Here is a 26,820-nt window from a genome sequence, read left to right as displayed (position 1 = left end):
CGCGGACGGCTCGACGGCTGCGGTACCCTGACGCCATGCGTGCCGTACGCCTTCTGCTTAGCGAGCCGCGCTGATCAGCACCGGCCACCGCCCGAGAGAGTGGCCGGAGTCGGCGCGGCGTCCCCTCCTGTGCGAGGGGATTTTTCGTTTCCGGACCACCCCTTCGGACAATCGCAGCAGCTGGCGAAGACGATCGATGGAGCTTTGAGGACCATGAGCGAGACGAACCCCGCGGCCACCGCTGCCATCTCGGCGGATGCCGCGCCGCACCGCTACACGGCCGCCGTCGCGGCCGAGATCGAGGCACGCTGGCAGGACTTCTGGGACGCCGAGGGCACATACGCCGCGCCCAACCCGAGCGGTGACCTGGCGGGCGACCCGGAGCTGGCCGCCAAGCCCAAGAAGTTCATCATGGACATGTTCCCGTACCCCTCCGGTGCGGGACTGCACGTCGGCCACCCGCTGGGGTACATCGCCACCGACGTCTTCGCCCGGTTCCAGCGCATGACCGGCCACAACGTCCTGCACACCCTGGGCTTCGACGCCTTCGGCCTGCCCGCCGAGCAGTACGCCGTGCAGACCGGCACGCACCCGCGCGTGTCCACCGAGGCCAACATCGAGAACATGAAGGCCCAGCTGCGCCGCCTGGGCCTGGGCCACGACAAGCGCCGGTCGTTCGCCACCATCGACCCGGACTACTACAAGTGGACCCAGTGGATCTTCGTCCAGATCTTCAACTCCTGGTACGACACCGAGGCGAAGAAGGCCCGCCCGATCTCCGAGCTGGTCGCCCAGTTCGAGTCCGGTGAGCGCGCGGTGCCCGGCGGGCGCCCCTGGAGCGCGCTGAGCGCCAACGAACGCGCCGACATCCTGGGCGAGTACCGCCTGGCCTACGCCTCCGACGCGCCCGTCAACTGGTGCCCCGGCCTGGGCACCGTCCTGGCCAACGAGGAGGTCACCGCCGACGGCCGCTCCGAGCGCGGCAACTTCCCCGTCTTCAAGGCCAAGCTGCGCCAGTGGAACATGCGCATCACCGCCTACGCCGACCGGCTGCTGGACGACCTGGAGGCGCTGGACTGGCCCGAGGCCATCAAGCTCCAGCAGCGCAACTGGATCGGCCGCTCCGAGGGCGCCCGCGTCGACTTCCCCATCGACGGGGAGCGCATCACCGTCTTCACCACCCGCCAGGACACCCTGTTCGGCGCGACCTACATGGTGCTGGCGCCCGAGCACCCGCTGGTGGAGAAGTTCACGCCCCAGGAGTGGCCCGAGGGCACCCACGAGGTGTGGACCGGCGGCCACGCCACGCCCGCGGAGGCCGTCGCCGCCTACCGCGCGCAGGCCGCCTCCAAGTCCGACGTGGAGCGGCAGGCCGAGGCCAAGGACAAGACCGGCGTCTTCACCGGCGTGTACGCCACCAACCCCGTCAACGGCGAGCGGATCCCCGTCTTCATCGCCGACTACGTCCTGATGGGCTACGGCACCGGCGCCATCATGGCCGTCCCCGCCCACGACACCCGCGACTTCGCCTTCGCCCGCGCCTTCGAACTGCCCATCCGCTGCGTCGTCGAGCCCACCGACGGCCGGGGCACCGACACCTCCGCGTGGGAGGACGCCTTCGTCTCCCACGACGCGACGATCGTGAACTCCGCCGGCGCGGACGTCTCCCTGGACGGCCTGGGCGTCGTCGAGGCCAAGGCCCGCATCACCGACTGGCTGGAGCGGTCCGGCATCGGCGAGGGCACCGTCAACTTCCGCCTGCGGGACTGGCTGTTCAGCCGTCAGCGCTACTGGGGCGAGCCCTTCCCCATCGTCTACGACGAGGACGGCATCGCCCACGCCCTGCCCGAGTCGATGCTGCCCCTGGAGCTGCCCGAGGTCGAGGACTACAGCCCGCGCACCTTCGACCCCGACGACGCCAACACCCAGCCCGAGACGCCGCTGTCGCGCAACGCCGACTGGGTCGACGTCACCCTGGACCTGGGCGACGGCCCGAAGAAGTACCGCCGCGAGACCAACACCATGCCCAACTGGGCCGGTTCCTGCTGGTACGAACTGCGCTACCTGGACCCGCACAACAGTGAGAAGCTGGTCGACCCGGACATCGAGCGCTACTGGATGGGCCCGCGCGAGGGCCAGCCGCACGGCGGCGTCGACCTGTACGTCGGCGGTGCCGAACACGCCGTACTGCACCTGCTGTACGCCCGCTTCTGGTCCAAGGTGCTGTACGACCTGGGGCACGTCTCGTCCGCCGAGCCGTTCCACAAGCTGTTCAACCAGGGCATGATCCAGGCCTTCGTCTACCGCGACGGCCGCGGCATCGCCGTACCGGCCGCCGAGGTGGAGGAGCGCGACGGCGCCTACTACTACCAGGGCGAGAAGGTCTCCCGACTGCTGGGCAAGATGGGCAAGTCCCTGAAGAACGCGGTCACCCCGGACGAGATCTGCGCCGAGTACGGCGCCGACACCCTGCGCCTGTACGAGATGGCCATGGGCCCACTGGACGTCTCCCGGCCGTGGGACACGCGCGCGGTGGTCGGCCAGTTCCGGCTGCTCCAGCGGCTGTGGCGCAACATCGTCGACGAGGCCACCGGTGAGGTCACGGTGATCGACGCCGAGCCCGACGAGGACACCCTGCGCGCCCTGCACAAGGCGATCGACGGGGTCCGCGGCGACCTGGAGGGCATGCGGTTCAACACCGCCATCGCCAAGGTCACCGAGCTGAACAACCACCTGACCAAGGTGGGCGGCCCGGTGTCGCGGTCCGTCGCCGAGGCCCTGGTGCTGCTGGTCGCGCCGCTGGCCCCGCACATCGCCGAGGAGCTGTGGCGCAGGCTGGGCCACACCGGCTCCGTCGTCCACCAGGACTTCCCCGTCGCCGACCCGGCGTACGTCGTGGACGAGACCGTCACCTGCGTCGTGCAGATCAAGGGCAAGGTCAAGGCGCGGCTGGAGGTGTCGCCCGGTATCTCCGAGGCGGAGCTGGAGAAGGCCGCCCTGGCGGACGAGAAGGTCGTGGCCGCGCTGGGCGGGGCCGGGATCCGCAAGGTGATCGTGCGGGCGCCGAAGCTGGTGAACATCGTTCCGGCGTAGCTGCCGAGGCATCGGCGGGACTCGGGGTAGTCCCCTACGGGCAGGTTCGGGGTTTTTCTGGAACTCCGGGCCTGCCCGTTCCGTTTACCGTTGAGAGGTGGCGCGCGGAGCGCCGCGGCCCGGCGGACAAGGAGCACCAGTGGAAGCAGTGATCGCAGTTTTCGCCCTGCTCTTCGTGCTCTTCCTGGTGCTGGGCGCCTACGCCACCGTGAAGGCCGTCGGCGCCGCCAAGCGCGGCGTGGACCGCACCCTCACCCAGGCCCGCCGCACCGTCGAGGACCACACCCTGCGCGCCAAGTCCTTCGCCCAGCCCGGCCCGGCGGGCGAGCTGGCCCAGCTGCGCCTGAGCCTGCGCACCTCGATGCGGGCCACCCAGGAGGCGCTGCGGGCGGGCGCCGCCGAGGACGAGTCCCTGAAGGAGGCCCTCGGCCTCTTCCAGCGCCTCAGCGCCCATGGATACGAACTCGACGACGAACTGCGCCGCCTGGAGTCCGAACCGGACCGCGCCAGGCTCGCCGAGCGCCTGCCCGCCCTGCGGGAGCGCACCCAGCGCATCACACACTCGGCGGACTCCCTGCGCTGGGCCGCCCGCGACCGCGCCCGGCACTTCGCCGACGACGAGCTGGACTCGCTCAGCGCCCAGATCGACGTGGAGACCGGCGCCCTGCGGCACTGGACCACCACGGACGACCCGACCCCGGGCCCCGCCACCACCCCGCCCCCCTGGCCCGAGGCCACCGACCCCGGTGAGTCGGCCCGGCAGACCTGGCCGGAGACACCGCGGTCGCGCACCGCCGAGGAACCGACGCGCCCCGCGATCACCCCGCCGGGCCCGCGGCCCACCTACCCCTGGCAGAAGAAGACCCGCCCCGAGAGCACCACCTGATCCCGCCACCGCGTCCCGCTGACAAGCCCGGGCTGCCGCACGGGCACTACGGCAGGTAACCTCCAGCTCATGTCCCGCCATGTCGCGATCGTCACCGATTCAACGGCCTACCTGCCGCCACGGACGATGGAGCGTCACGGCATCACGGCGGTACCCCTGACCGTCGTCCTGGGCGACCGGGCGCTCGAAGAGGGCACCGAGATCTCGACCCGTTCCCTGGCCCAGGCACTCCAGAAGCGACGCCCCGTCACCACCTCCCGCCCCAGCCCCCAGCTCTTCGCCGAGCACTACCGCAAGGTCGCCGAGGCGGGCGCCACCGACATCGTCTCCCTCCACCTCTCCGCCGAGCTGTCGGGCACCCATGACGCCGCCGTACTCGCGGCCCGCGAGGCGCCGGTGCCGGTACGGGTCGTGGACACCGGCATGATCGCGATGGCCCTGGGCTTCTGCGCCGTGACCGCGGCCGAGACCGCGGAGGCGGGCGGCACGGTCGACGAGGCGGTCGCCGCCGCCCAGAAACGGGCCTCCGGCACCGCCGCCTACTTCTACGTCGACACCCTCGACTATCTGCGCCGCGGCGGCCGTATCGGCGCCGCACAGGCCCTCTTCGGCTCCGCGCTCGCGGTCAAGCCGCTGCTCCAGCTGGCGGACGGCCGTATCGAGCCGCTGGAGAAGGTACGGACGGCGTCGAAGGCGATCGCCCGGCTGGAGGAGATCGCGGCCGACCGGGCGGGCAGCGCCAAGGTCGACATCGCGGTGCACCACCTCGCCGCCGCCGACCGCGCGTCCGCACTGGCCGAACGACTGCGGACCCGGGTGCCAGGGCTGGCGGACCTGCATGTCAGCGAGGTGGGGGCGGTGATCGGGGCGCATACGGGGCCCGGGCTGCTGGGGGTCGTGGTCTCCGCGCGGTGAGCTTGCTTCACACCGTGCCTCACGCGTGTGGGTGACCGGGATATCCACAACCGGCGGGTAATCCACGGGAATTGACCAAGATCATCGGGGATGTGGTCGGTCAGGTCATTCTCGGCGCATGGCACTTCGATCACGTACACGTACGCACAGCATCACTCGTACCGGCACGGGCGCCGGTACCGGGGGCGGGGGCCGGCTCGGCACCGGCCCTCGCGCCCGGTCGCGACTCGCGGCCACGGCCGCCACCAGCGGGCCCGGGCGGGCGCCCGCCTCCGACGGGCGGTTCCGGCACCGGACGGCGCCGACCGCGGAGGAGGTGCGCCGACGCGCGGAGATCCTCTTCGCCGAACGGGTCCGCGAACGGCGGGAGTCGGGGAGTGGGCCGCCCGGGGAGACCGGGCCGGACCTGAGGGCCGAGGTGGCCCTCGACCGGGCGCCGGAGCCGGGGCCGGCCCGTGCGCGGCTCGCCGTGCGGGAGCGGATGCCGGTGTGGCTTCAGGCGAGGTGCGGGCTGCGGCCGAGGAGCGTCGCCGCGCTGGCGGTGCTGCTGGCCGTCGCGGCTGTCCTCGCCGTCCAGCACTTCTGGACCGGGCGGACGCAGTCGGTGCGGGCGCCGGAGGTGGTACGGGCGGCGGATCCGTTCCCGGCTGAGGCCGGGGCCGAAGCCGCGGGCGTGAGCGCGGCAGGTGCTTCCGCCGCTCCCAGTGCAGCCGGCGCGCCCATGGGCGAGATCGTCGTCGATGTCAGCGGCAAGGTGCGGGAGCCGGGAGTTCACCGTCTTCCGGCCGGGTCGCGGGTCGCCGACGCGCTGGACGCTGCCGGTGGGGTGCGGCCGGGGACGGACACCGACGGGCTCAACCGGGCGCGGTTCCTGGTGGACGGGGAGCAGGTGGTCGTCGGGGGTCCCGCTCCTGCCGCCGCACCGGTTCCGGCCGCCGGTGCCGGGGGCGGCGACGCTCTGGCCGGGGTGGCGCCCGTCGCGCCGGTGTCCCTGAACACGGCCACGGCGGAGCAGCTCGACACGCTGCCGGGGGTCGGCCCGGTGCTGGCCCAGCACATCCTCGACTACCGCACCCAGCACGGCGGATTCCGCTCGGTGGACGAACTGCGGGAGGTCAAGGGCATCGGTGAACGGCGGTTCGCCGATCTACGGGATCTGGTACGGCCATGAGCCTCGTCCACGGCGACCGTGACCAGGGCGATGCCGAGCGGGCGCGTCGGGCCGTGCACGCGGCCTCGGGCCGACGGCTCGGTGACGCCCATCCGCGGCAGGAAGGGCCGACGGACCTGCGACTCGTACCGCCCGCACTCGCCGCGTGGGCCACGGCGGCGCTGACGCTGCATGCGTCGCCGGGCCGGGTCACGGCAGTCGTCGCCGTCTGCCTGATGGCGGTGGGAGGGCTGCTGCTGGCGCGGAGACGGCGCCGGGCGGGCGGCGAGGGCGGCAGGGGTGGCAGGGCTGGTACGGGGGGCACGGGCGGCGCGGACGGCACCTCGGTGCTCGTCGCGGTCGGTGCCGTGCTGCTCTGTGTCGCCGGGGCCGCCGCGTCGGCCGGGTTGCACGGGGCGGATCTGCGCCGCGGGCCCGTGCCGGAGCTGGCGCGTCGGTATGCCACGGTCACCGCCGAGGTCGAGGTCACCGCCGACCCCCGGCTCTCCCGGCCCCGCGTCTCGGGTAACCGGCTGCCACCGGCCACGGTGCTGGTGGGGGCGCGGGTGCGCGGTGTCGAGGAGCCGGGCGGGACGGTGACCGTGACACGGGCGCCGGTGCTGGTGATCGTCGATACGGGAGCCCGGGCTTCGGAGGGCGGGTCCGTGCGGTCGGCGTGGCTGGGTCTGCTGCCGTCGACGCGGGTGCGAGTCACCGGACAGCTGGCGCCCCCGCTGAGCGGCGGCGACCGGATCGCGGCGGTGCTGCGGGTCCGGCAGGCGGCGGCACCGAGGGTGACGCGGGAGCCGTCCGGGCCGCAGCGGCTGGCGGGACGGCTGCGCGCCGGGCTGCGGGAGGCCACCGACGGGTTGCCCCCGGATGCGCGCGCCCTGCTGCCGGGGCTGGTGGTCGGGGACACCTCCCGGATCACCCCGGAGCTGGACGAGGCGTTCAAGGCGACCGACCTCGCGCACACGCTCGCCGTGTCCGGCAGCAACCTCACGATCGTCCTGGTGCTGCTGCTGGGGCCGCCGGGTCTGGCGCAGCGCAGTGAACGCCGGGGGCTGGCGCCGCGGTTCGGTGTCTCCCTGCGGGCGACCGCGCTGCTCGGCGGGGCGCTGACGCTGGCCTTCGTGGTGGTGTGCCGACCGGACCCCAGTGTGCTGCGGGCCGCGGCCTGCGGGGCGGTGGTGCTGCTGGCCCTGGCGACCGGACGGCGCAGGTCGCTGATTCCGGCGCTGGCGGCGGCGGTACTGCTGCTGGTGCTGTACGACCCGTGGCTGTCCCGGAGTTACGGCTTCCTGCTCTCCGTGCTGGCCACCGGCGCCCTGCTCACCCTCGCGCCGCGCTGGAGCGCCGGACTGCGAGGGCGGGGGGTGCCGCCGAGGCTGGCGGAGGCGCTGGCGGCTGCGGCGGCGGCCCAGGCGGTGTGCGCGCCGGTCGTCGTGGTGCTGTCGGCGCGGGTGAGCCTGGTGGCGGTGCCCTGCAATCTGCTGGCGGAGTTCGCGTTGGCTCCGGCCACGGTGCTGGGTTTCACGGCGCTGGCCGTGGCACCGGTGGCGATGCCGCTCGCGAAGGCGGTGGCGTGGCTGGCGAGTTGGCCCACGGAGTGGCTCGCGGGCGTGGCGCGTGCCGGGGCGGCGCTGCCCGGTGCGGGGGTCGACTGGCCGGGCGACTGGACGGGGGCGGCGCTGCTCGGGCTCGTCGTGGTGGGGGTCGTCCTGGTCGGGCGGCGGGTGCTGCGGCGGCCGTGGCTGTGCGGTGTCTGCGGGGTGCTGCTGGTGCTGGCCGTGGTGCAGCCGCCACCGCTGACCCGGACGATCACGGGGTGGCCGCCGCCGGGGTGGCGGCTGGTGATGTGCGATGTGGGGCAGGGTGACGCGATGGTGCTGGCGGCGGGGGGCGGTGCCGGTGTGGTCGTGGACGCCGGGCCCGATCCCGGGCTGGTGGACGGTTGTCTGCGCGATCTCGGGGTCACCCGGATTCCCTTGGTCGTGCTGACGCACTTCCACGCCGACCATGTGGCGGGCCTGCCGGGCGTGCTGCGGGGCCGTTCGGTGGGGGCGATCGAGACGACGGCGCTTGCGGAGCCCGTGGACCAGGCCGGGTTCGTACGGAGGACGGCCACCACTCGGGGCATCCCCGTCCGCCCCGCCGTCGCCGGGGAACGGCGGCGCACGGGCGACCTCTCCTGGGAGGTGCTGTGGCCCCCGCCGGGCCCCGCCGCCGAACCGCGGGCGCCCAACGACGCCAGTGTCACGTTGCTGGTCAGTACGGCGGGACTGCGCATCCTGCTGCTGGGGGACCTCGAACCCGACGGTCAGCGGGCGCTGTTGAGGAGCCCGGCGGCCGGGGTGCTGGGCGGCGTGGACGTCCTGAAGGTGGCGCATCACGGCTCGGCCTACCAGGACCCGGACCTGATACGCCTGGTGGCACCGAGGCTGGCGCTGATCTCGGCGGGCGCGGACAACTCGTACGGGCATCCGGCGCCCGGGACGGTCGACGCGCTGCGGGCCGGGGGAGCGATGGTGTCGCGGACGGACCGGGACGGGGCGCTGGCCGTCACCGTGGACGGTGGGGAGTTGCGGGTGGCGGGAGACTGAGGGCATGGAACCTGTGCAGACCGACGCCTATCTCCGCCGACTCGGGGTCGAGCGCCCCGCCCGGCCCACCAGCGACGCCCTCCGCGAACTGCATCTGCGGCACCTCCAGACCGTGCCCTTCGAGAACCTGTCGATCCACCTCGGAGAGGAGATCGTGCTCACGGAGGAGCGGTTGCTTGGCAAGCTGCTGGGTTCCGGCCGGGGCGGGTTCTGTTACGAGCTGAACGGTGCGTTCGCGGGGCTGCTCACCGCGCTGGGCTTCGACGTCACGCTGCTGGCGGCGCGGGTGCACGTCCCGGGCGGCGGGCTCGGCATCCCGTACGACCATCTCGCCCTGCGGGTGGGGACGGTGGACGGCGGGGAGTGGCTGGCCGACGTGGGGTTCGGTGGGTTGAGCAACGGGGTGCTGGCGTGGCGGGAGCGAGGGGAGCAGGTGGATGCCGCGGGGGTGTTCCGGCTCGTGGACGTGGCGGGGGCGGTGCCGGAGTCGGGGGGTGAAGTGGATGTGGTGAAGGACGGCAGGGCGCAGTACCGGCTGGAGCCGAGGCCGCGGGCGCTGGGGGACTTCGTCGCCGGGGCGTGGTGGCATCGGACCTCGCCCGAGTCGCACTTCACGCGGTCGCTGGTGTGCTCCCGGGTCACCGAGGACGGCGGACGGGTGACGTTGAGCGGGCGGAAGCTGAAGACCACCGGCGCCGACGGGGAGTCGGAGGTGCGTGAGCTGGCGGACGACGCCGAGGTGCTGGCGGCCTACCGGGAGAGCTTCGGCATCGAGCTGGCGCGGGTGCCGGAGGTGCGGGGGGCGAAAATGGCGGGGTGAGTGATGTGAGACATGTGCTGGTGCTGCCCGACCGTGATGCCGCGGAGGAGGTGGCGGAGGCGCTCGGGGAGCGGTTCGGGGTGCGGGAGGAGCCGCGGCTGGTGCGGGACGCGCTGGCCGGTGAGGACGACGCGGAGGACGCGCAGTGGCTGGTGCTGCTGCGGGATGCGGAGGGGCGGCTGGACCCGGGGGAGCTGGACGCGTTCGCGGGGGAGTGGGAGGGGTGGCGGGAGGAGCCGTAGTCCGCCCGGTGACCGGGGACTGGCGGGGCGCTGTCAGTGGGGCGTGGGATGCTGGGCGCGATGGCCAGGAAGAGTGTGAATGACGAGCCTCTCGCCGCGGTGACCCTTGCCGTGGGGCAGGAGGAGCTGCTGCTGGACCGCGCCGTGCAGGAGGTGGTGGCCGCGGCGAAGGCCGCCGACGCGGACACGGATGTGCGGGACCTGGGGCCGGAGCAGTTGCAGCCGGGGACACTCGCCGAGCTGACCAGTCCGTCGCTCTTCGCGGAGCGCAAGGTCGTGGTGGTGCGCAACGCGCAGGACCTGTCGGCGGACACGGTGAAGGACGTGAAGGCGTATCTCACGGCGCCCGCCGAGGAGATCACGCTGGTGCTGCTGCACGCGGGCGGGGCCAAGGGCAAGGGGCTGCTGGACGCGGCGCGCAAGGCGGGGGCGCGGGAGGTGGCCTGCCCGAAGATGACCAAGCCCGCGGACCGGCTGGCGTTCGTGCGGCAGGAGTTCCGGACGCTCGGCCGGTCGGCGACGCCGGAGGCCTGCCAGGCGCTCGTCGACGCCATCGGCAGCGATCTGCGGGAGCTGGCGTCGGCGGTGTCGCAGCTGGTCGCCGATGTCGAGGGCACGATCGACGAGGCGGTCGTCGGGCGGTACTACACCGGACGGGCCGAGGCGTCGAGCTTCACCGTCGCCGACCGGGCGGTGGAGGGGCGGACGGCCGAGGCGCTGGAGGCGCTGCGGTGGTCGCTGGCGACGGGAGTGGCCCCCGTGCTGATCACCAGCGCGCTCGCCCAGGGCGTCCGGGCGATCGGCAAGCTGTCCTCCGCGCGCGGCGGACGCCCCGCCGATCTGGCCCGTGAGCTGGGCATGCCGCCCTGGAAGATCGACCGGGTCCGGCAGCAGATGCGTGGCTGGACCCCGGACGGCGTCGCCGCGGCCCTGCGAGCCGTCGCCGAGGCGGACGCCGGGGTGAAGGGCGGCGGTGACGACCCCGAGTACGCGCTGGAGAAGGCGGTCGTCGCCATCGCCCGCGCGGCGCGTTCCCGGGGCCGGGCGTAGGCGCACGGGGCGCGTTCCCGGGCCCGTAGGTAGAAACGGGGTGCCCTCGGCCGGGCGCGCTGGCATTGGCGCCCGCCTTCTGCTGCACGCCCCCGGCCTGCCCGGGCGCCTCGCCCTGCCGGATGCGTCGTGCTGGCCCCCGGCCGTTTTGGACGCCCTCGCCCTACCGTGTGTGCCGCCCCCTCGACGGATGCGTCGCCCTTCCGCCACCCGGTGGGGCGCCCCTTCCCCGCGCGCACCCGCCGGGCACCCCACCCTCGCCGCCCACCCCTCCCCTCCACCAGCTCGCTCCCCCTTCCCCCCAGCGGCGCCATCCCCCCAACCGGAGGACAATCGGACGCATCAGCCGTAATCGCCGAGATGACGGAGAGGTGGCGGTTCAGATGGCTGAGCACGCGCACGCGCAACTTGTTCGCAAGGGGTACGAGGCGTTTGTCCGTGGGGACATGGACACCCTGCGTGGGCTGATCGCGGCGGACTGTACGCACCATGTGCCCGGCAGTCACCCGCTGTCCGGGGACTTCAAGGGGCAGGACGCGATCATCGACATGTACGGCAGGCTCGCCCAGGAGACCGGCGGGACGATGCGTGTCGAGCTGATGAACGTCATGGTCGACGGACGCGGGCACGCGGTCGCCGTGCATCACTTCCAGGCCGAGCGGGGCGGCAAGAAGTACGACGACACCGGGTGCCTGATCTTCCGGATCGTCGGGGACAAGGTCACCGACCTCGACGAATGCGTCGGTGACATCGACAAGGCCGACGAGTTCTGGGCCTGACGGCCGGTGACGGTCACGCCGGAGGCCCCGGCGCCTGCCCTGGGGAAGGGCGTGGCACCGGGGCCTCCGGTTGAAGCGGGATGAGCCGCCCCCGCGTGGCGAACGCAGGCCGCGGGCGGCTCGTAGGTGCCGGTGGGGAGCGGATGAGAGAGGGCCCGCTCTACGTCCCGCCGACGGTCAGATCAGAAGAAGGTGTCAGCCCTTGAGGGACGCGACCTTCGAAGCCAGCGCCGACTTCTTGTTGGCGGCCTGGTTCTTGTGGATGACGCCCTTGGAGACGGCCTTGTCGAGCTGACGCGCGGCAGCGCGCTGGTACTCGGTGGCCTTCTCGACGTCACCCGCGGCAGCGGCCTCACGGGCCTTGCGGATCGCGGTCTTCAGAGAGGACTTGACGGCCTTGTTGCGCAGCCGGGCCTTCTCGTTGGTCTTGTTCCGCTTGATCTGGGACTTGATGTTCGCCACGAATGAGCCTTTTCAGGTTCAGGAACGGACCCGCCGGAGAGACCCCGCGCGACCCGTGCCGGATGATTTGCCAGGTGATTTCTTGAGACGTGCCTCGCGCTGAGAGGGCATGAGACACAGCCCCCCACACTACCAGCGGCCCATTGAGTGGCCCAAACCCGCTCCCGGTCGCCGCCCGTGGGACCATGGAAGCTACGTATCGATCCGACCCGAGGCATAAGGCGCCTCAAGAGACAGGACCCTGCGTGCCCGCGACCCCTAACAATGTGCCCGAGCCGAGCCGTACCGACCCGGCTCTGATCCGCAACTTCTGCATCATCGCGCACATCGACCACGGCAAGTCCACGCTCGCCGACCGGATGCTCCAGCTGACCGGGGTGGTCGAGCAGCGGCAGATGCGCGCTCAGTACCTCGACCGCATGGACATCGAGCGCGAGCGCGGCATCACGATCAAGTCCCAGGCGGTGCGGTTGCCGTGGGCTCCCACCCACGACCAGGGCAACACGCACATCCTCAACATGATCGACACCCCGGGGCACGTCGACTTCACCTACGAGGTCTCGCGGTCGCTCGCCGCCTGCGAGGGGACCATCCTCCTCGTCGACGCCGCCCAGGGCATCGAGGCCCAGACCCTCGCCAACCTCTACCTGGCGATGGAGAACGACCTCACGATCATCCCCGTACTCAACAAGATCGACCTTCCGGCCGCGCAGCCGGAGAAGTTCGCCGAGGAGCTGGCGAACCTGGTCGGGTGCGAGCCGAGCGACGTGCTCAAGGTCTCCGCCAAGACCGGGCTCGGTGTCGAGGCCTTGCTCGACAAGGTCGTCCAGGAGATCCCCGCGCCGGTCGGCGTCAAGGACGCCCCCGCGCGGGCCATGATCTTCGACTCGGTCTACGACTCCTACCGCGGTGTCGTGACGTACGTCCGTGTCATCGACGGCCAGCTCAACAAGCGCGAGCGCATCCGGATGATGTCGACGAACGCCACCCACGAGCTGCTGGAGATCGGCACCAACTCGCCGGAGATGCTCCCGGCCGACGGTCTCGGCGTCGGTGAGGTGGGCTATCTGATCACCGGTGTGAAGGACGTCCGCCAGTCGAAGGTCGGTGACACCGTCACCAGCCAGCACAAGGGCGCCACCGAGGCGCTCGGCGGTTACAAGGACCCGAAGCCGATGGTCTTCTCCGGTCTGTATCCGCTGGACGGCTCCGACTACCCCGAGCTGCGCGAGGCCCTCGACAAGCTCCAGCTCAACGACGCCGCCCTTGTCTACGAGCCGGAGACCTCCGCGGCCCTCGGCTTCGGCTTCCGCGTCGGCTTCCTGGGCCTGCTGCACCTCGACGTGATCCGCGAGCGGCTGGAGCGCGAGTTCGGCCTCGACCTGATCGCCACCGCGCCGAACGTGGTGTACCAGGTGACCATGGAGGACGGCGAGGAGCACACGGTCACCAACCCGAGCGAGTTCCCCGAGGGGAAGATCGCGGAGGTGCACGAGCCGGTGGTCCGGGCGACGATCCTGGCGCCCACCGAGTTCATCGGCGCGATCATGGAGCTGTGCCAGACCCGGCGCGGCACCCTGCTCGGCATGGACTACCTCTCCGAGGACCGTGTGGAGATCCGCTACACGCTCCCGCTCGCGGAGATCGTCTTCGACTTCTTCGACCAGCTGAAGTCCAAGACCCGCGGCTACGCCTCCCTCGACTACGAGCCCACCGGCGAGCAGTCCAGCTCGCTGGTCAAGGTCGACATCCTGCTGCACGGCGACAAGGTGGACGCCTTCTCGGCGATCACCCACAAGGACCAGGCGTACGCGTACGGCGTACGGCTGGTCGCCAAGCTGAAGGAGCTGATCCCGCGGCAGAACTTCGAGGTGCCGGTGCAGGCCGCCATCGGCTCCCGGGTGATCGCCCGCGAGACCATCCGCGCCATCCGCAAGGACGTCCTCGCCAAGTGCTACGGCGGTGACATCTCCCGTAAGCGGAAGCTGCTGGAGAAGCAGAAGGAAGGCAAGAAGCGGATGAAGATGGTGGGTTCCGTGGAGGTTCCGCAGGAGGCCTTCATCGCGGTGCTGTCCAGCGATGACAGCGCGGGGTCGGGCAAGGCCAAGAAGTAACCGGACCGCGGTCCGTCAAATCGGGCACAACGGGGCCCGTCGTACGAAAGTGCGGCGGGCCCCTCGTCGTGCGTACGGTCGCTGTCTGTAGGAAGTTACAGGGCGCGAGCCCTTACGTAGTGGCCGGTCGGGCTCTACCCTGATCTCCACTCGAATAGTTACTCGCGAGTTAAACAAGTGCTCGCGAGTGAAACGAGCCCACTGAGCGAGCCGCATCGTCGCGGGCCCCGGAGGATGTCGTGAGCGACACACAGACCTTGATCGAGAACCGTCCGCCGTCCGTAGCGGGGCTTTTCCTGGAGCGGGTTTCGGCCACACCGGATGCCGAGGCCTACCGTTACCCGGTGCCCGCGGCGTCCGGTGAGGGCCCCGACGACTGGAAGTCACTGAGCTGGGGGCAGGCCGCCGAGCGGGTCTTCCGGATCGCCGCCGGGCTGATCGAGCTGGGTGTCGAGCCGGAGCAGCGGGTGGCGCTGGCCTCCTCGACGCGGCTGGAGTGGATCCTCGCCGACCTCGGCATCATGTGCGCGGGCGCCGCCACGACGACCGTGTACCCGCAGACCAACGCTGAGGAATCGGCGTACATCCTCTCCGACTCCGGGAGCCGGGTGCTGATCGCGGAGGACGCCGAGCAGCTGGCGAAGGCCGTCGAGAAGCGGGCCGAGCTGCCGGAGCTGACCCATGTCGTCGTCATCGACGGGGACGGCGTGGAGAGCGGTGACTGGATCCTGACCCTCGCCGAGCTGGAGAGCCGGGGCGCGGCCCGGCTGGAGAAGGACGCCGAGCTGATCAAGGAGCGGGTCGGCGCGATCACCAAGGACCAGCTGGCCACCCTCATCTACACCTCCGGCACCACCGGCCGCCCCAAGGGTGTCCGGCTGCCGCACGACAACTGGTCGTACATGGCCAAGGCGATCGCCGCGACCGGGCTGGTCGGGCGGGACGACGTGCAGTACCTGTGGCTGCCGCTCGCGCACGTGTTCGGCAAGGTGCTCACCTCCGGCCAGATCGAGGTCGGGCACGTCACCGCCGTCGACGGCCGCGTCGACAAGATCATCGAGAACCTTCCGGTGGTGCAGCCGACGTACATGGCGGCCGTGCCGCGCATCTTCGAGAAGGTCTACAACGGCGTCGCCGCGAAGGCGCGGGCCGGTGGCGGCGCCAAGTACAAGATCTTCCAGTGGGCCGCCGAGGTCGCCCGCGAGTATGCCAAGGTCACCCAGGACAACTTCCGGCGCACCGGCACCGCGAGCGCGCCGTTCGCCCTGCGGACCAAGCACGGGGTCGCCGACAAGCTCGTCTACGCCAAGATCCGCGAGGCGTTCGGCGGCAACCTGCGCGCCTGCATCTCCGGCTCCGCCGCCCTCGCCCCCGACATCGGCTACTTCTTCTCCGGTGCTGGCATCCACATCCTGGAGGGCTACGGGCTCACCGAGTCCTCCGCCGCGTCCTTCGTCAACCCGGGCGAGGCGTACCGCACGGGGACGGTGGGCAAGCCGCTGCCCGGCACGGAGGTCCGGATCGCCGACGACGGCGAGATCCTGCTGCGCGGCCCCGGCATCATGGAGGGCTACCACAAGCTGCCCGAGAAGACCGCCGAGGTGCTGGAGCCGGACGGCTGGTTCCACACCGGCGACATCGGCGAGCTGTCGCCCGACGGCTACCTGCGCATCACCGACCGCAAGAAGGACCTCATCAAGACCTCCGGCGGCAAGTACATCGCGCCCGCCGAGGTCGAGGGACAGTTCAAGGCGGTGTGCCCCTACGTCTCCAACATCCTCGTGCACGGCGCCGACCGGAACTTCTGCACCGCCCTGATCGCGCTCGACGAACCGTCGATCCTCCAGTGGGCGGGCGAGAACGGTCTGGAGGGCAAGTCGTACGAGGAGGTCGTCGCCGCGCCCGCCACGGTCGAGCTGATCGACGGGTACGTGCGGCAGCTCAACGCCGGGTTGCAGCGCTGGCAGACCATCAAGAAGTTCCGGCTGCTGCCACGGGACCTGGACGTGGAGCACGGGGAACTGACGCCCAGCCTGAAGCTCAAGCGGCCGGTGGTCGAGCGGGAGTACAAGCACCTGATCGAGGAGATGTACGAGGGGGCGCGGGAGGCGTAGGCACGGGGGTGGCGGGGGACTGACGGCGGCTGCGGGTGGTCTGTGGCTGGTCGCTCGGTTCCCCGCGCCCCTGAGGTCCGTTCGCACCCCGCCCCCTGCCGTCAGAGGTCGGCCAACGCCCCCTTCCCGGTCGGAATCGGCCATCTTCTGGCACGCGTGCAACAGCTCTCCCCCTCCCGACAGCCCACTTCGGTAACTCGGTGCGTATGGCCGCGGTCTTTCTGTCACCCTGTCGGCATTGACCGAGGCCTGTACGTCCGAGCTGTCCGGGAGTCGTCCATGGGCGCCATTCCGACGCAACGGGAGACCGCTCCCCTTGCCTCCGACGGGCCTGCGCACGCCACCGCCGCACACCTGCACACCACCCTCTCCGGAAGCCCCCTCGCCCCCGGAACCGCCCGAGGGCTGGTCCGCGCGGCGTTACAGGAGTGGGCCGACCGGGGCCTGCCCGGCACCGCGCGGATCACCGGCCGCCTCACCCAGGACGCGATGGTCGCCGTCAGCGAACTCGTCACCAACGCCGTCGTGCACGCCGGGACCGAGGTCGCCCTGGCCTGCCGCCTCGAACCCGACACCGGCGCCCTGGTCGTCGAGGTCACCGACCGGCACCCCTCCCGCCCCCTCCGCGAAGGGTCCGCGGAACCGTCGTACGAGGCACCGGAGCAGGGCCGCGGACTGCGCCTGGTCGCCGCCCTCGCGGACGCCTGGGGCGTCAGCTACCGGCGCGGCACCAAGACCGTATGGGCGCGGCTGCCCGCCGAGGAGGCCGACGACCCCGCCGACCCCCCGGATCTCGGCCTCCATGTCGCCGAACTGCTCGCCCCCGAGCCCCGGCCGCACGGCGCCGACCGGGACTGGCTGGGCCGCGGCGCCCTGTCCTTCCTCGCCGAGGCCTCCGACCTGCTCGCCGGACAGCTCGACGAGAACCTGGTCGCCGCCCTCACCGGCCAGCTGATCGTGCCCCGGCTGGCCGACTGGTGCGCGGTCTGGCTGGAGGACGAGGCAATAGGGCGCGGCGGCGGCTGGGGTGGCGACGGCGGCGGACTGCCCGGCGCCCGGCTCGCCCGCGTCTGGCACCGCGGCGAGGACCACCTGGAGGAACTCCACCGCGTCCTGGAGAAGGACCCGCCCCGCCCGCCCGCCGACGCGGTGCGCTCCGGCCCCGTCCCCTACCCCTGGCCCGGCGCCGCGCTCGGCCCGCGCGGCACGCACGGAGCCGCCCTCGCCTACCGCCTCGTAGCGGGCGGCCGCCCCCTGGGCACCCTCGTCATCGGCCGGGCCGGGCTGCCCCGCTTCCCCGACGAGATCACCGGCCTCGTCGAGGACCTCGGCCGCCGGGTGGCGCTCGCCATCGGCGCCGCCCGCCAGTACGCCCGCCAGGCCACCATCAGCGCCGTGCTCCAGCGCGGTCTGCTGCCCGGCGCGGTCGCCGAGATCCCCGGTGTGCGCAGCGCCCTCGTCCACGAACCCTGCGACCAGGGCGGACCCAGCGGCGACTTCTACGACCTGTTCCCCGCCGGCGACGGCCGCTGGTGCTTCGCCGTCGGTGACGTCCAGGGCAAGGGGCCCGAGGCCGCCGTCGTCATCGGGCTCGCCCGGCCCTGGCTGCGGCTGCTGGCCCGCGAGGGCTACCGCGTCGCCGACGTCCTCGACCGGCTCAACCAGCTCCTCCTCGACGACGCCACCGAGGCAGCCGACGCCGCCGCCCGCGCCCTGGCCGGCCCCGTCCTGCCCGGCGACGGCCCGCAGACCCGCTTCCTCTCCCTCCTCTACGGCGACCTGGTGCCCCTGGACGGCGGCGGCGTCCGCGTCACCCTCGCCTCCGCGGGCCACCCGCTGCCGCTGGTACTGCGCCCCGACGGCAGCGTGCGCACCGCGGCCCGGCCGCAGACGCTCCTCGGGGTCGTCGAGGACGAGACGTACACCAGCGAGACCATCGAGCTGGCCCCCGGCGACAGCCTGCTGTGCGTGACCGACGGGGTCACCGAGCGGCGCAGCGGCTCCCGCCAGTTCGACGACGAGGACGGGCTCGCCGCCGCGCTGTCCGGCTGCGCCGGGCTCGGCGCCGATCTGATCGCGGAACGCATCCGGCGTCTGGTGCACGACTTCGGCGGGCATCCGCCGGAGGACGACCTCGCGCTGCTGGTACTGCAGGCCGAGTGAGCGCCCCCGATGCCGGACAAGTGAGCGCCCCCGATGCCGGACAATGGAGTACATGCCTTCCGCACTCCCCGACGGCGAGCCCGTCCCCGCCGACGGCGCGCTGCCCGCGTCCGCGCTCGCCGGGGCGGCGACCCGCCCCCTCGGGTTCTACCTGCACGTCCCGTACTGCGCGACCCGCTGCGGCTACTGCGACTTCAACACCTACACCGCCACCGAGCTGCGAGGCACCGGCGGCGTCCTCGCCTCCCGCGACAACTACGCCGACACCCTGACCGACGAGGTCCGCCTCGCCCGCAAGGTCCTCGGCGACGACCCGCGAGAGGTCCGCACGGTCTTCGTCGGCGGCGGTACGCCCACCCTGCTGGCCGCCGACGACCTCGTACGGATGCTGGGGGCGATCCGCGACGAGTTCGGGCTCGCGGCGGACGCGGAGGTCACGACGGAGGCGAACCCGGAGTCGGTGGACCCCGCCTACCTGGCCACCCTGCGCGAGGGCGGCTTCAACCGGATCTCCTTCGGCATGCAGAGCGCCCGCCAGCACGTCCTGAAGGTCCTGGACCGCACCCACACCCCCGGCCGCCCCGAGGCGTGCGTCGCCGAGGCCCGCGCGGCGGGCTTCGACCACGTCAACCTGGACCTGATCTACGGCACACCGGGCGAGTCCGACGACGACTGGCGGGCGTCCCTGGACGCGGCGCTGGGCGCGGGCCCCGACCACGTCTCGGCCTACGCCCTCATCGTCGAGGAGGGCACCCAGCTGGCCCGCCGCATCCGCCGCGGCGAGGTCCCGATGACCGACGACGACGTGCACGCGGACCGGTACCTGATCGCGGACGAGGTGCTCTGCGGGGCGGGCTTCGACTGGTACGAGGTCTCGAACTGGGCGACCTCCGAGGCCGCCCGCTGCCTCCACAACGAGCTGTACTGGCGCGGCGCCGACTGGTGGGGCGCGGGCCCCGGCGCCCACTCCCACGTCGGCGGCGTGCGCTGGTGGAACGTCAAGCACCCGGGCGCGTACGCGGCGGCCCTGGCCGCGGGACGCTCACCGGGCGCGGGACGCGAACTGCTGTCGGACGAGGACCGCCGCGTGGAGCGCGTCCTGCTGGAGCTGCGGCTCCGGGAAGGGGTGCCGCTGTCGCTGCTGCGGCAGGACGGCCTTGCGGCCGCGCGTCGGGCGCTGGCGGACGGGCTCCTCCAGGAGGGCCCCTACGCCGAGGGGCGGGCCGCGCTGACACTGCGCGGTCGGCTCCTGGCGGACGCGGTGGTGCGGGACCTGGTGGACTGAGGGGTCATCCCCGCTTCGGCGGGGAGCAGGAACCGCTCGGCCGTGTGGACGAGCTGATCGACGGACCACCTCCGCAGCGGCGGAGAGCAGCCCACCAGGCCCGGTCTGTCAACAGCCGGACGGCGTTCAGGACACGGTCACGTGGTCGATGAGTCGTTCCACACTGCCCAGTAGCTCCGGCTCCAGGTCCTTGTAGGACCGGACCCGGGCCAGGATCCCCCGCCAGGCCTCGCCGGTGTTTTCCGGCCATCCCAGGGCCCGGCACACCCCCGTCTTCCAGTCCTGGCCGCGCGGCACCCTCGGCCAGCCCGCGATGCCCAGGGAGGACGGCTTCACCGCCTCCCAGACGTCGATGTACGGATGGCCCACGACCAGGGCGTGTGCGCTGGTCACCGACTCCGCGATCCGCCACTCCTTCGAGCCCGGTACGAGGTGGTCGACCAGGACGCCCAGCCGGGCGTCCGGGCCGGGGGCGAAGTCCTCGACGATCCCCGGGAGGTCGTCGACGCCCTCCAGGTACTCCACGACCACTCCCTCCACGCGCAGGTCGTCGCCCCAGACCTTCTCGACGAGTTCGGCGTCGTGGCGGCCCTCGACATAGATCCGTCCGGCGCGGGCGACGCGGGCGCGGGCGCCGGGGACGGCCACGGAACCGGAGGCGGTACGGGTGGGTCGTACCGGACCGGTGGCCGGTTTCACCAGGGTCACCGGCCTGCCCTCCAGGAGGAATCCGCGCGGCTCCAGCGGGAACACGCGGTGCTTGCCGAAGCGGTCCTCCAGGGTGACCGTGCCCGCCTCGCAGCGGATCACCGCGCCGCAGAAACCGGTGTGCGGCTCCTCCACCACCAGGCCCGGGTCCGCCGGGACCTCCGGGACGGGCCGGGGCTTCTTCCAGGGCGGGGTCAGGTCGGCGGAGTACTGGCGCATTCGGATGACGATATGGACACGCCCGGGCCGCTTCAGCCCGACACGCCGAAGCGCGCCGCCAGCGCGTCGCGCTGCGCCCGCACGAACGCCGCGTCCACCACCGCTCCGTGACCGGGGACGTACAGCGCGTCCTCGCCGCCCAGGGACAGCAGCCGGTCCAGGGCGTCCGGCCAGTGCGACGGTACGGCGTCGGGGCCCGCCTGCGGTTCGCCGGACTCCTCGACCAGGTCGCCGCAGAACACCACCTCCGGGTCGCCCGGGACCAGCACGGCGAGGTCATGGGCCGTGTGGCCGGGGCCCACGTTGGCCAGCAGCACCTGGCAGCCGCTGCCCAGGTCCAGCGTCCACTCGCCGGAGACGTGGTGGCGGGGCGGCACCAGGGTCTCGGCGGCCTCCGTGGCCGAGGGCTCGGGCAGCCCGTGCCGGACGGCGTCCGCGCGGATCTCCTCCCGCCCGTGCCGGGACCCGAGCAGCGCGTCCACGCCGACCGCGCCGTACACCTCCGTGCCCGCGAACGCCGCGGCGCCGAGGACATGGTCGAAGTGCGGATGGGTGAGCGCGAGATGGGTCACACGGTCACCGGTGAGCGCCTGCGCCCGCGTACGCAGCCGGGCGCCCTCCGCGAGGCTGGATCCCGAGTCGACCACCAGCGCCGCGCCCGCCCCGACGACCAGTCCCACCGTGCAGTCCCACACCGGCAGACGGCACCGTCCGACCCCCGGCGCCAGCCGCTCCCACCCCAGCTCTTCCCAAGTCACCGTCATACCCGCGACGCTAGCCGTAACGCCCGCGCGTGCGTGACGTCGCAGGACCGGCCTTGCCGGGGGCGTACCCGACCGCCGTACACTGGGCCGGGTAAGGCTGGCACTCGCGGGCGCCGAGTGCCAGGGGGAGCGCCAAGGGGACGACCGCTGGAGGTGTGCGCGATGCTCAGTGAACGAAGGCTCCAGGTGCTGCGCGCCATCGTCCAGGACTACGTCGGCACCGAGGAACCCGTCGGTTCCAAGGCGCTCACCGAACGGCACGGCCTCGGTGTCTCACCGGCCACCGTGCGCAACGACATGGCCGCCCTGGAGGACGAGGGGTACATCGCCCAGCCGCACACCAGCGCCGGGCGCATCCCCACCGACAAGGGCTACCGGCTCTTCGTCGACAAGCTCGCCGAGGTGAAGCCGCTGACCGCGCCCGAGCGGCGCGCGATCCAGAACTTCCTCGACGGCGCCGTCGACCTCGACGACGTCGTGGCGCGCACGGTACGGCTGCTGGCGCAGCTCACCCGGCAGGTCGCCGTCGTGCAGTACCCGTCGCTGACCCGGTCCACGGTGCGGCACGTGGAGCTGCTGGCGCTGGCCCCGGCCCGGCTGATGCTGGTGCTGATCACCGACACCGGGCGGGTCGAGCAGCGGATGGTCGACTGCCCGGCGCCGTTCGGCGAGACCTCGCTGGCGGACCTGCGGGCGCGGCTGAACAGCCGGGTCGCGGGCCGCCGCTTCACCGACGTGCCCACCCTCGTCGAGGACCTGCCCGAGGCCTTCGACGTCGAGGACCGGGGCACGGTCTCGACGGTGCTCTCCACCCTGCTGGAGACCCTCGTCGAGGAGAACGAGGAGCGGCTGATGATCGGCGGCACCGCCAATCTCACCCGCTTCGGACATGACTTCCCCCTCGTGATCCGGCCCGTCCTGGAAGCCCTTGAGGAGCAGGTGGTGCTCCTCAAGCTCCTGGGCGAGGCGAAGGATCCGGGCATGACCGTGCGTATCGGTCACGAGAACGCCCATGAGGGACTCAACTCCACGTCGGTGGTGTCGGTCGGCTACGGTTCGGGCGGCAGGGCAGTAGCCAAGCTCGGCGTGGTCGGACCGACCCGCATGGATTACCCGGGAACGATGGGAGCGGTACGAGCGGTGGCACGGTACGTCGGACAGATCCTGGCGGAGTCGTAGGTGGCCACGGACTATTACGCCGTTCTCGGCGTGCGTCGCGACGCGTCGCAGGAAGAGATCAAGAAGGCCTTCCGGCGGCTCGCGCGCGAGCTGCACCCGGACGTCAATCCGGATCCGAAGACCCAGGAGCGGTTCAAGGAGATCAACGCCGCCTACGAGGTGCTGTCGGACCCGCAGAAGAAGCAGGTCTACGACCTCGGCGGCGACCCGCTGTCCCAGGCGGGCGGCGGTGGCGCGGGCGGCTTCGGCGCCGGTGGCTTCGGCAACTTCTCGGACATCATGGACGCGTTCTTCGGCACGGCGTCGCAGCGCGGGCCGCGCTCGCGCACCCGCCGCGGCCAGGACGCGATGATCCGGATCGAGGTCGAGCTGGACGAGGCGGCCTTCGGCACGACCAAGGACATCCAGGTCGACACGGCCATCGTCTGCTCCACCTGCAACGGTGAGGGCGCCGCGCCGGGCACCACCGCGCAGACGTGTGACATGTGCCGGGGCCGCGGTGAGGTCTCCCAGGTCACCCGGTCCTTCCTGGGCCAGGTCATGACTTCGCGGCCGTGCCCGCAGTGCCAGGGCTTCGGCACCGTCGTCCCCACGCCGTGCCCGGAGTGTGCCGGGGACGGCCGGGTGCGCTCGCGGCGGACGCTGACCGTGAAGATCCCCGCCGGTGTCGACAACGGCACCCGCATCCAGCTCGCCGGTGAGGGCGAGGTCGGGCCCGGTGGCGGTCCGGCCGGTGATCTGTACGTCGAGATCCACGAGCTGCCGCACCCGACCTTCCAGCGGCGCGGCGACGACCTGCACTGCACGGTGACCATCCCCATGACGGCGGCGGCCCTCGGCACGAAGGTGCCGCTGGAGACGCTCGACGGCATGGAGGAGGTCGACATCAGGCCGGGCACCCAGTCCGGGCAGTCGATCCCGCTGCACGGGCGCGGTGTGACGCATCTGCGCGGCGGCGGGCGCGGTGACCTCATCGTGCACGTCGAGGTGCAGACGCCGTCCAAGCTCGACCCCGAACAGGAGCGGCTCCTGCGTGAGCTGGCCAAACTGCGCGGCGAGGAGCGCCCGCAAGGGCAGTTCCAGCCCGGCCAGCAGGGGCTGTTCTCCCGGCTGAAGGACGCCTTCAACGGCCGCTGAGGGGCCCCTTCGACGGCCGCTGACATGCGGAGCATTCCGTAGGCATATACCTACGGAAGCCCCGATTCGGACTGCCGCGGAGGACGTGACAACATGCCGTCATGTCCTCCGCACTGACCGATCTCCTCCAGCTCCCGATCGTGCAGGCCCCCATGGCGGGCGGCGTCTCCGTGCCGCGGCTCGCCGCGGCCGTGTCCGACGCGGGCGGGCTGGGTTTCCTCGCCGCCGGGTACAAGACCGCCGACGGGATGTACCAGGAGATCAAGCAGCTGAGGAGCCTCACCCAGCGCCCCTTCGGCGTCAACCTCTTCCTGCCGCAACCCGAATATCCCGGTGCGAGCACCGGCTCCACTGGAGCGGCTGGCGCCGCGCCCTCCAATGCCGCCGCCGTCGACGTCTACGCCCACCAGCTGGCCGGCGAGGCCTCCTGGTACGAGACCGAGCTGGGCGACCCGGACAGCGGCCGTGACGACGGCTACGAGGCCAAGCTCGCCGTGCTGCTGGACAACCCCGTCCCGGCGGTGTCGTTCCACTTCGGCGTGCCCGGACCGGAGGTACTGGACTCGCTGCGCCGCGCCGGGACCTTCACCCTGGTCACCGCCACCACCGTCGACGAGGCCGTCGCCGTCGAGCAGGCCGGGGCGGACGCGGTGATCGTGCAGGGCGTCGAGGCGGGCGGCCACCAGGGCACCCATCGCGATCTGGCCGAGCGGGACTGTGCCGGACTCGGGCTGCTGGCGCTCCTCGCCCAGGTGCGCGAGGCGGTGAACGTCCCGCTCGTCGCCGCCGGGGGCGTGATGCGCGGCAGCCAGATCGCCGCCGTGCTCGCGGCGGGGGCCAGCGCCGCCCAGCTCGGCACCGCCTTCCTCGCCACCCCGGAGTCCGGTGCCGCCGACGTCCACAAGCAGGCGCTGACCAACCCGCTGTTCGTGCGGACGGAGCTGACTCGGGCGTTCACCGGGCGCCCCGCGCGGGGGCTCGTCAACCGGTTCATGCGGGAGCACGGGCCGTACGCGCCCGCCGCCTACCCGGAGGTCCACCATCTGACCTCGCCGCTGCGGAAGGCGGCCGCGAAGGCCGGGGACGCCCAGGGCATGGCACTGTGGGCGGGGCAGGGCCACCGGATGGCCCGGGAGCTGCCCGCCGGGCAGCTGGTGCAGGTGCTGATGGGTGAACTCGACGCGGCCTGGACAGCGTTGTCGACGGGAGGGCGGGAGCGATGACCGCGCCGGTGTTCGTGGTCGACCGGCTCGACCCGGTCGGGGCCGAGTTCGTGCTGGAGGGTGCCGAGGGGCGGCACGCGGTGTCCGTGAAGCGGCTGCGGCCCGGCGAGGACGTCGTCCTCACCGACGGGCGCGGACGCTGGACCGAGGGTGTCGTCAAGGCCGCCGAGGGCAGGGACCGGCTGGTGGTGGGCGAGTTGGCGGCGGTGCGGGAGGAGCCCGAGGAGGGACCCCGGATCACCGTCGTACAGGCGCTGCCCAAGGGCGACCGGGGTGAACTCGCCGTCGAGACCATGACGGAGGTCGGCGTCGACGCGATCGTGCCGTGGGCGGCGGCCCGCTGCATCACCCAGTGGAAGGGCGAGCGCGGTCTGAAGGCGCTCGGCAAGTGGCGGGCCACCGCCCGGGAGGCGGGCAAGCAGTCCCGGCGGGTGCGCTTCCCGGAGGTCGCGGACGCGGCGACGAGCAGACAGGTTGCCTCACTTCTGGCCGACGCCGACTTCGCCGCCGTGCTCCACGAGAGCGGCGACGCGCCGCTGGCCACCGCCGAACTGCCCACCGACGGCCACATCGTGCTGGTGGTCGGCCCCGAAGGGGGCGTCTCACCGGAGGAGTTGGCGCTGTTCACGCAGGCCGGGGCGCGGCCCTACCGGCTGGGGCGGAGCGTGCTGCGCACCTCCACGGCCGGTACTGCGGCCACCGCGCTGCTGCTGGGCCGCACCGGGCGCTGGGACTGACGCCGGGCGGGTCCGGGCGCTTGGGCTGACGCCCGGCGGGCCCGGGCGCTTGGGCTGACCTGACGCCGGGCGGGTCCGGGCGTCTGGGCTGACGCCCCGGCGGGCTGATGTCCTCAGGCCAGTGCCGCCCGGCCCCTCACCACCGCCCGGAACAGCTCCCAGCCGTCCACCTCCACGGTCCCCGCGCCCGGCTCCGCCAGCAGCCCGCGCCGGTCCGCCTCGTCCACGAACGCGCGGACCACGCCCGGCTCGTGCAGGTTGAGCAGGTTGCCGTGGCCGTCGGTGACGGAGCCCGAGTACCAGTAGCCCTCGGCGACATAGCGGCCCTCGCCGGAGCGGAAGACGATCCGGGTGGCAGTGTGCCGGTCCCGGTACAGCGTCAGCGTCTCCCGGCAGGCGCCGTCCTCCCCGTGCGAGTGCCGTAACGTCCAGTCGTAGGCGGTGCGCTCGTCGACGACGAGCCTGCGCAGTCCGCGGTCGTTCCCCATGACCGTCACGCTATGGCGTCGAACGTCCGTTCCGCGCGGGATTTTCCGGTGGCCGTATGCGCTCTACCGCGACCGGCGCGGCGGTGGCAGGCTGCCTTTCATGGGGGTGTCGCGACGGATGGCAGGCGTGGTGGGGCTGATGGCCGTCACCGTGGGCGGGCTCGTGGCCTGTGAGCCGGGCGGGCTCAGCTCGGCGACGGTGGCGTACACCACCGACGAACTGGTGACCCGGGAGATGGAGCGGCGGGACGCCGAGGTGCAGTGGCTGACCTGCACCGCCAACTTCGGCTCCCAGGGCGGCTCCACGCCGACCGCCGGCGAGGACACCGTCGCCGACGTCGACTGCCAGGGCCGCACCGGCACCGGCAAGGAGATCACCGTCGACGGGAAGGTGACCCGCGCGGTCAACGGCGCCTGCGTACGCGGCCGGCTCACCGTCGAGATCGACGGCAAGGAGTGGTTCCGCGTCAACGGGCTCGGCGACTGCGACGCCGCGCCCAGCACCCCGCCCGCCGGTCAGCCGGGCGGACAGCAGCCCGGGCCGACGGTCACCGTGACCGTCACCAAGACCGTGTACTGCCAGCGGGCCCCGCAGTGCTGGCCGGACGGCAAGTGACACAAGCGCAAGTGACGGACAGTAAGTGATCCAAACCGCTGTTCGCGGGCACCTCACCTGCATAGGGTTGCTC

The 26,820-nt window shown here is 72.5% G+C and carries 22 protein-coding genes; 18 read left to right on the top strand and 4 right to left on the bottom strand.

The window, feature by feature from the left end; genetic code table 11:
* Window positions 1–213: 213 nt before the first annotated feature.
* The 9 genes from leuS (at window position 214) to KBY47_RS03350 (ending at window position 11,538) form a co-directional block, all read left to right on the top strand.
* Window positions 214–3,093 (top strand): leucine--tRNA ligase, encoded by a 2,880-nt coding sequence (gene leuS, locus KBY47_RS03390; protein WP_210919347.1) that lies wholly within the window; start codon window positions 214–216, stop codon window positions 3,091–3,093.
* Window positions 3,094–3,232: 139 nt separating this feature from the next.
* Entirely contained in the window at window positions 3,233–3,979 is a 747-nt protein-coding gene (locus KBY47_RS03385; RefSeq protein WP_210919346.1) for a hypothetical protein, read from the top strand.
* A gap of 69 nt (window positions 3,980–4,048) precedes the next feature.
* Window positions 4,049–4,894: a DegV family protein gene (locus KBY47_RS03380; protein ID WP_210919345.1), complete on the top strand. Its 846-nt coding sequence runs from the start codon at window positions 4,049–4,051 to the stop codon at window positions 4,892–4,894.
* Window positions 4,895–5,012: 118 nt separating this feature from the next.
* Window positions 5,013–6,065, top strand: coding sequence for a ComEA family DNA-binding protein (locus KBY47_RS03375; RefSeq protein WP_210919344.1), 1,053 nt, complete (start codon window positions 5,013–5,015; stop codon window positions 6,063–6,065).
* A complete protein-coding gene (locus KBY47_RS03370; protein ID WP_210919343.1) occupies window positions 6,062–8,647 on the top strand; it encodes a ComEC/Rec2 family competence protein in 2,586 nt (861 codons plus the stop codon). The genes KBY47_RS03375 and KBY47_RS03370 overlap by 4 nt, the downstream gene beginning before the upstream one ends.
* 4 nt (window positions 8,648–8,651) lie before the next feature.
* Window positions 8,652–9,467, top strand: a complete 816-nt coding sequence (locus tag KBY47_RS03365; RefSeq protein WP_210919342.1) for an arylamine N-acetyltransferase — start codon at window positions 8,652–8,654, stop codon at window positions 9,465–9,467.
* Complete coding sequence (locus tag KBY47_RS03360; RefSeq protein WP_210919341.1) at window positions 9,464–9,709, top strand: hypothetical protein; 246 nt, start codon at window positions 9,464–9,466, stop codon at window positions 9,707–9,709. Before KBY47_RS03365 ends, KBY47_RS03360 begins: the two co-directional genes overlap by 4 nt.
* A gap of 60 nt (window positions 9,710–9,769) precedes the next feature.
* Window positions 9,770–10,759 carry a DNA polymerase III subunit delta gene (gene holA / locus KBY47_RS03355; RefSeq protein WP_210919340.1) on the top strand — a complete coding sequence of 330 codons (990 nt, stop codon included), beginning with the start codon at window positions 9,770–9,772 and terminating at the stop codon, window positions 10,757–10,759.
* A gap of 383 nt (window positions 10,760–11,142) precedes the next feature.
* Entirely contained in the window at window positions 11,143–11,538 is a 396-nt protein-coding gene (locus KBY47_RS03350) for a nuclear transport factor 2 family protein (RefSeq protein ID WP_210919339.1), read from the top strand.
* A 195-nt stretch (window positions 11,539–11,733) separates the two neighbouring features.
* Here KBY47_RS03350 and rpsT read toward each other — a convergent pair whose 3' ends face one another.
* Window positions 11,734–12,000 carry a 30S ribosomal protein S20 gene (rpsT, locus tag KBY47_RS03345; RefSeq protein ID WP_033525839.1) on the bottom strand — a complete coding sequence of 89 codons (267 nt, stop codon included), beginning with the start codon at window positions 11,998–12,000 and terminating at the stop codon, window positions 11,734–11,736.
* Window positions 12,001–12,245: 245 nt separating this feature from the next.
* On the opposite strand from rpsT, the gene lepA reads away from it, so the two are divergent.
* The 4 genes from lepA (at window position 12,246) to hemW (ending at window position 19,676) form a co-directional block, all read left to right on the top strand.
* Window positions 12,246–14,114 carry a translation elongation factor 4 gene (lepA, locus tag KBY47_RS03340; protein ID WP_210919338.1) on the top strand — a complete coding sequence of 623 codons (1,869 nt, stop codon included), beginning with the start codon at window positions 12,246–12,248 and terminating at the stop codon, window positions 14,112–14,114.
* Between the two features lie 239 nt (window positions 14,115–14,353).
* Window positions 14,354–16,228, top strand: a complete 1,875-nt coding sequence (locus tag KBY47_RS03335; protein ID WP_210919337.1) for a long-chain fatty acid--CoA ligase — start codon at window positions 14,354–14,356, stop codon at window positions 16,226–16,228.
* A 279-nt stretch (window positions 16,229–16,507) separates the two neighbouring features.
* Window positions 16,508–18,391 (top strand): ATP-binding SpoIIE family protein phosphatase, encoded by a 1,884-nt coding sequence (locus KBY47_RS03330; protein ID WP_210919336.1) that lies wholly within the window; start codon window positions 16,508–16,510, stop codon window positions 18,389–18,391.
* A 52-nt stretch (window positions 18,392–18,443) separates the two neighbouring features.
* Window positions 18,444–19,676, top strand: coding sequence for a radical SAM family heme chaperone HemW (hemW, locus tag KBY47_RS03325; protein ID WP_210919335.1), 1,233 nt, complete (start codon window positions 18,444–18,446; stop codon window positions 19,674–19,676).
* Window positions 19,677–19,802: 126 nt separating this feature from the next.
* Here the strand turns inward: hemW and KBY47_RS03320 are convergent, their stop codons facing one another.
* Window positions 19,803–20,603, bottom strand: coding sequence for a DUF3097 domain-containing protein (locus KBY47_RS03320; RefSeq protein WP_210919334.1), 801 nt, complete (start codon window positions 20,601–20,603; stop codon window positions 19,803–19,805).
* 32 nt (window positions 20,604–20,635) lie between these two features.
* Window positions 20,636–21,367, bottom strand: coding sequence for an MBL fold metallo-hydrolase (locus tag KBY47_RS03315; RefSeq protein ID WP_210919333.1), 732 nt, complete (start codon window positions 21,365–21,367; stop codon window positions 20,636–20,638).
* Between the two features lie 162 nt (window positions 21,368–21,529).
* Between KBY47_RS03315 and hrcA the strand changes: the two genes are divergently transcribed.
* The 4 genes from hrcA to KBY47_RS03295 all read left to right on the top strand — a co-directional run bounded on the left by hrcA (window position 21,530) and on the right by KBY47_RS03295 (window position 25,643).
* Window positions 21,530–22,546 (top strand): heat-inducible transcriptional repressor HrcA, encoded by a 1,017-nt coding sequence (hrcA, locus tag KBY47_RS03310; RefSeq protein ID WP_210919332.1) that lies wholly within the window; start codon window positions 21,530–21,532, stop codon window positions 22,544–22,546.
* Window positions 22,547–23,683, top strand: coding sequence for a molecular chaperone DnaJ (dnaJ, locus tag KBY47_RS03305; RefSeq protein ID WP_210919331.1), 1,137 nt, complete (start codon window positions 22,547–22,549; stop codon window positions 23,681–23,683).
* Between the two features lie 101 nt (window positions 23,684–23,784).
* Window positions 23,785–24,906, top strand: coding sequence for a nitronate monooxygenase (locus KBY47_RS03300; RefSeq protein WP_210919330.1), 1,122 nt, complete (start codon window positions 23,785–23,787; stop codon window positions 24,904–24,906).
* Window positions 24,903–25,643 (top strand): 16S rRNA (uracil(1498)-N(3))-methyltransferase, encoded by a 741-nt coding sequence (locus tag KBY47_RS03295; protein ID WP_210919329.1) that lies wholly within the window; start codon window positions 24,903–24,905, stop codon window positions 25,641–25,643. The genes KBY47_RS03300 and KBY47_RS03295 overlap by 4 nt, the downstream gene beginning before the upstream one ends.
* 113 nt (window positions 25,644–25,756) lie before the next feature.
* Here the strand turns inward: KBY47_RS03295 and KBY47_RS03290 are convergent, their stop codons facing one another.
* Window positions 25,757–26,131 carry a hypothetical protein gene (locus KBY47_RS03290; protein ID WP_210919328.1) on the bottom strand — a complete coding sequence of 125 codons (375 nt, stop codon included), beginning with the start codon at window positions 26,129–26,131 and terminating at the stop codon, window positions 25,757–25,759.
* A gap of 100 nt (window positions 26,132–26,231) precedes the next feature.
* On the opposite strand from KBY47_RS03290, the gene KBY47_RS03285 reads away from it, so the two are divergent.
* A complete protein-coding gene (locus KBY47_RS03285; protein WP_247694137.1) occupies window positions 26,232–26,747 on the top strand; it encodes a hypothetical protein in 516 nt (171 codons plus the stop codon).
* Window positions 26,748–26,820 lie beyond the last annotated feature (73 nt).

Origin of the sequence: Streptomyces sp. B93, from assembly GCF_018070565.1 — a bacterium.
Classification (GTDB): domain Bacteria; phylum Actinomycetota; class Actinomycetes; order Streptomycetales; family Streptomycetaceae; genus Streptomyces.
Note: the sequence above shows the minus strand (reverse complement) of the source record. Positions and strands in the feature narration are given on the sequence as shown.

Bases quoted from the DNA above. Each gene is read 5' to 3' on its own strand.
- leuS (WP_210919347.1), top strand. From the start codon at position 214: ATGAGCGAGACGAACCCCGCGGCCACCGCTGCCATCTCGGCGGATGCC.
- KBY47_RS03295 (WP_210919329.1), top strand. From the start codon at position 24,903: ATGACCGCGCCGGTGTTCGTGGTCGACCGGCTCGACCCGGTCGGGGCC.
- KBY47_RS03375 (WP_210919344.1), top strand. From the start codon at position 5,013: ATGGCACTTCGATCACGTACACGTACGCACAGCATCACTCGTACCGGC.
- KBY47_RS03330 (WP_210919336.1), top strand. From the start codon at position 16,508: ATGGGCGCCATTCCGACGCAACGGGAGACCGCTCCCCTTGCCTCCGAC.
- KBY47_RS03315 (WP_210919333.1), bottom strand. From the start codon at position 21,367: ATGACGGTGACTTGGGAAGAGCTGGGGTGGGAGCGGCTGGCGCCGGGG.
- KBY47_RS03380 (WP_210919345.1), top strand. From the start codon at position 4,049: ATGTCCCGCCATGTCGCGATCGTCACCGATTCAACGGCCTACCTGCCG.
- KBY47_RS03370 (WP_210919343.1), top strand. From the start codon at position 6,062: ATGAGCCTCGTCCACGGCGACCGTGACCAGGGCGATGCCGAGCGGGCG.
- hemW (WP_210919335.1), top strand. From the start codon at position 18,444: ATGCCTTCCGCACTCCCCGACGGCGAGCCCGTCCCCGCCGACGGCGCG.
- KBY47_RS03365 (WP_210919342.1), top strand. From the start codon at position 8,652: ATGGAACCTGTGCAGACCGACGCCTATCTCCGCCGACTCGGGGTCGAG.
- KBY47_RS03290 (WP_210919328.1), bottom strand. From the start codon at position 26,131: ATGGGGAACGACCGCGGACTGCGCAGGCTCGTCGTCGACGAGCGCACC.
- KBY47_RS03350 (WP_210919339.1), top strand. From the start codon at position 11,143: ATGGCTGAGCACGCGCACGCGCAACTTGTTCGCAAGGGGTACGAGGCG.
- KBY47_RS03285 (WP_247694137.1), top strand. From the start codon at position 26,232: ATGGGGGTGTCGCGACGGATGGCAGGCGTGGTGGGGCTGATGGCCGTC.
- holA (WP_210919340.1), top strand. From the start codon at position 9,770: ATGGCCAGGAAGAGTGTGAATGACGAGCCTCTCGCCGCGGTGACCCTT.
- KBY47_RS03320 (WP_210919334.1), bottom strand. From the start codon at position 20,603: ATGCGCCAGTACTCCGCCGACCTGACCCCGCCCTGGAAGAAGCCCCGG.
- hrcA (WP_210919332.1), top strand. From the start codon at position 21,530: ATGCTCAGTGAACGAAGGCTCCAGGTGCTGCGCGCCATCGTCCAGGAC.
- KBY47_RS03300 (WP_210919330.1), top strand. From the start codon at position 23,785: ATGTCCTCCGCACTGACCGATCTCCTCCAGCTCCCGATCGTGCAGGCC.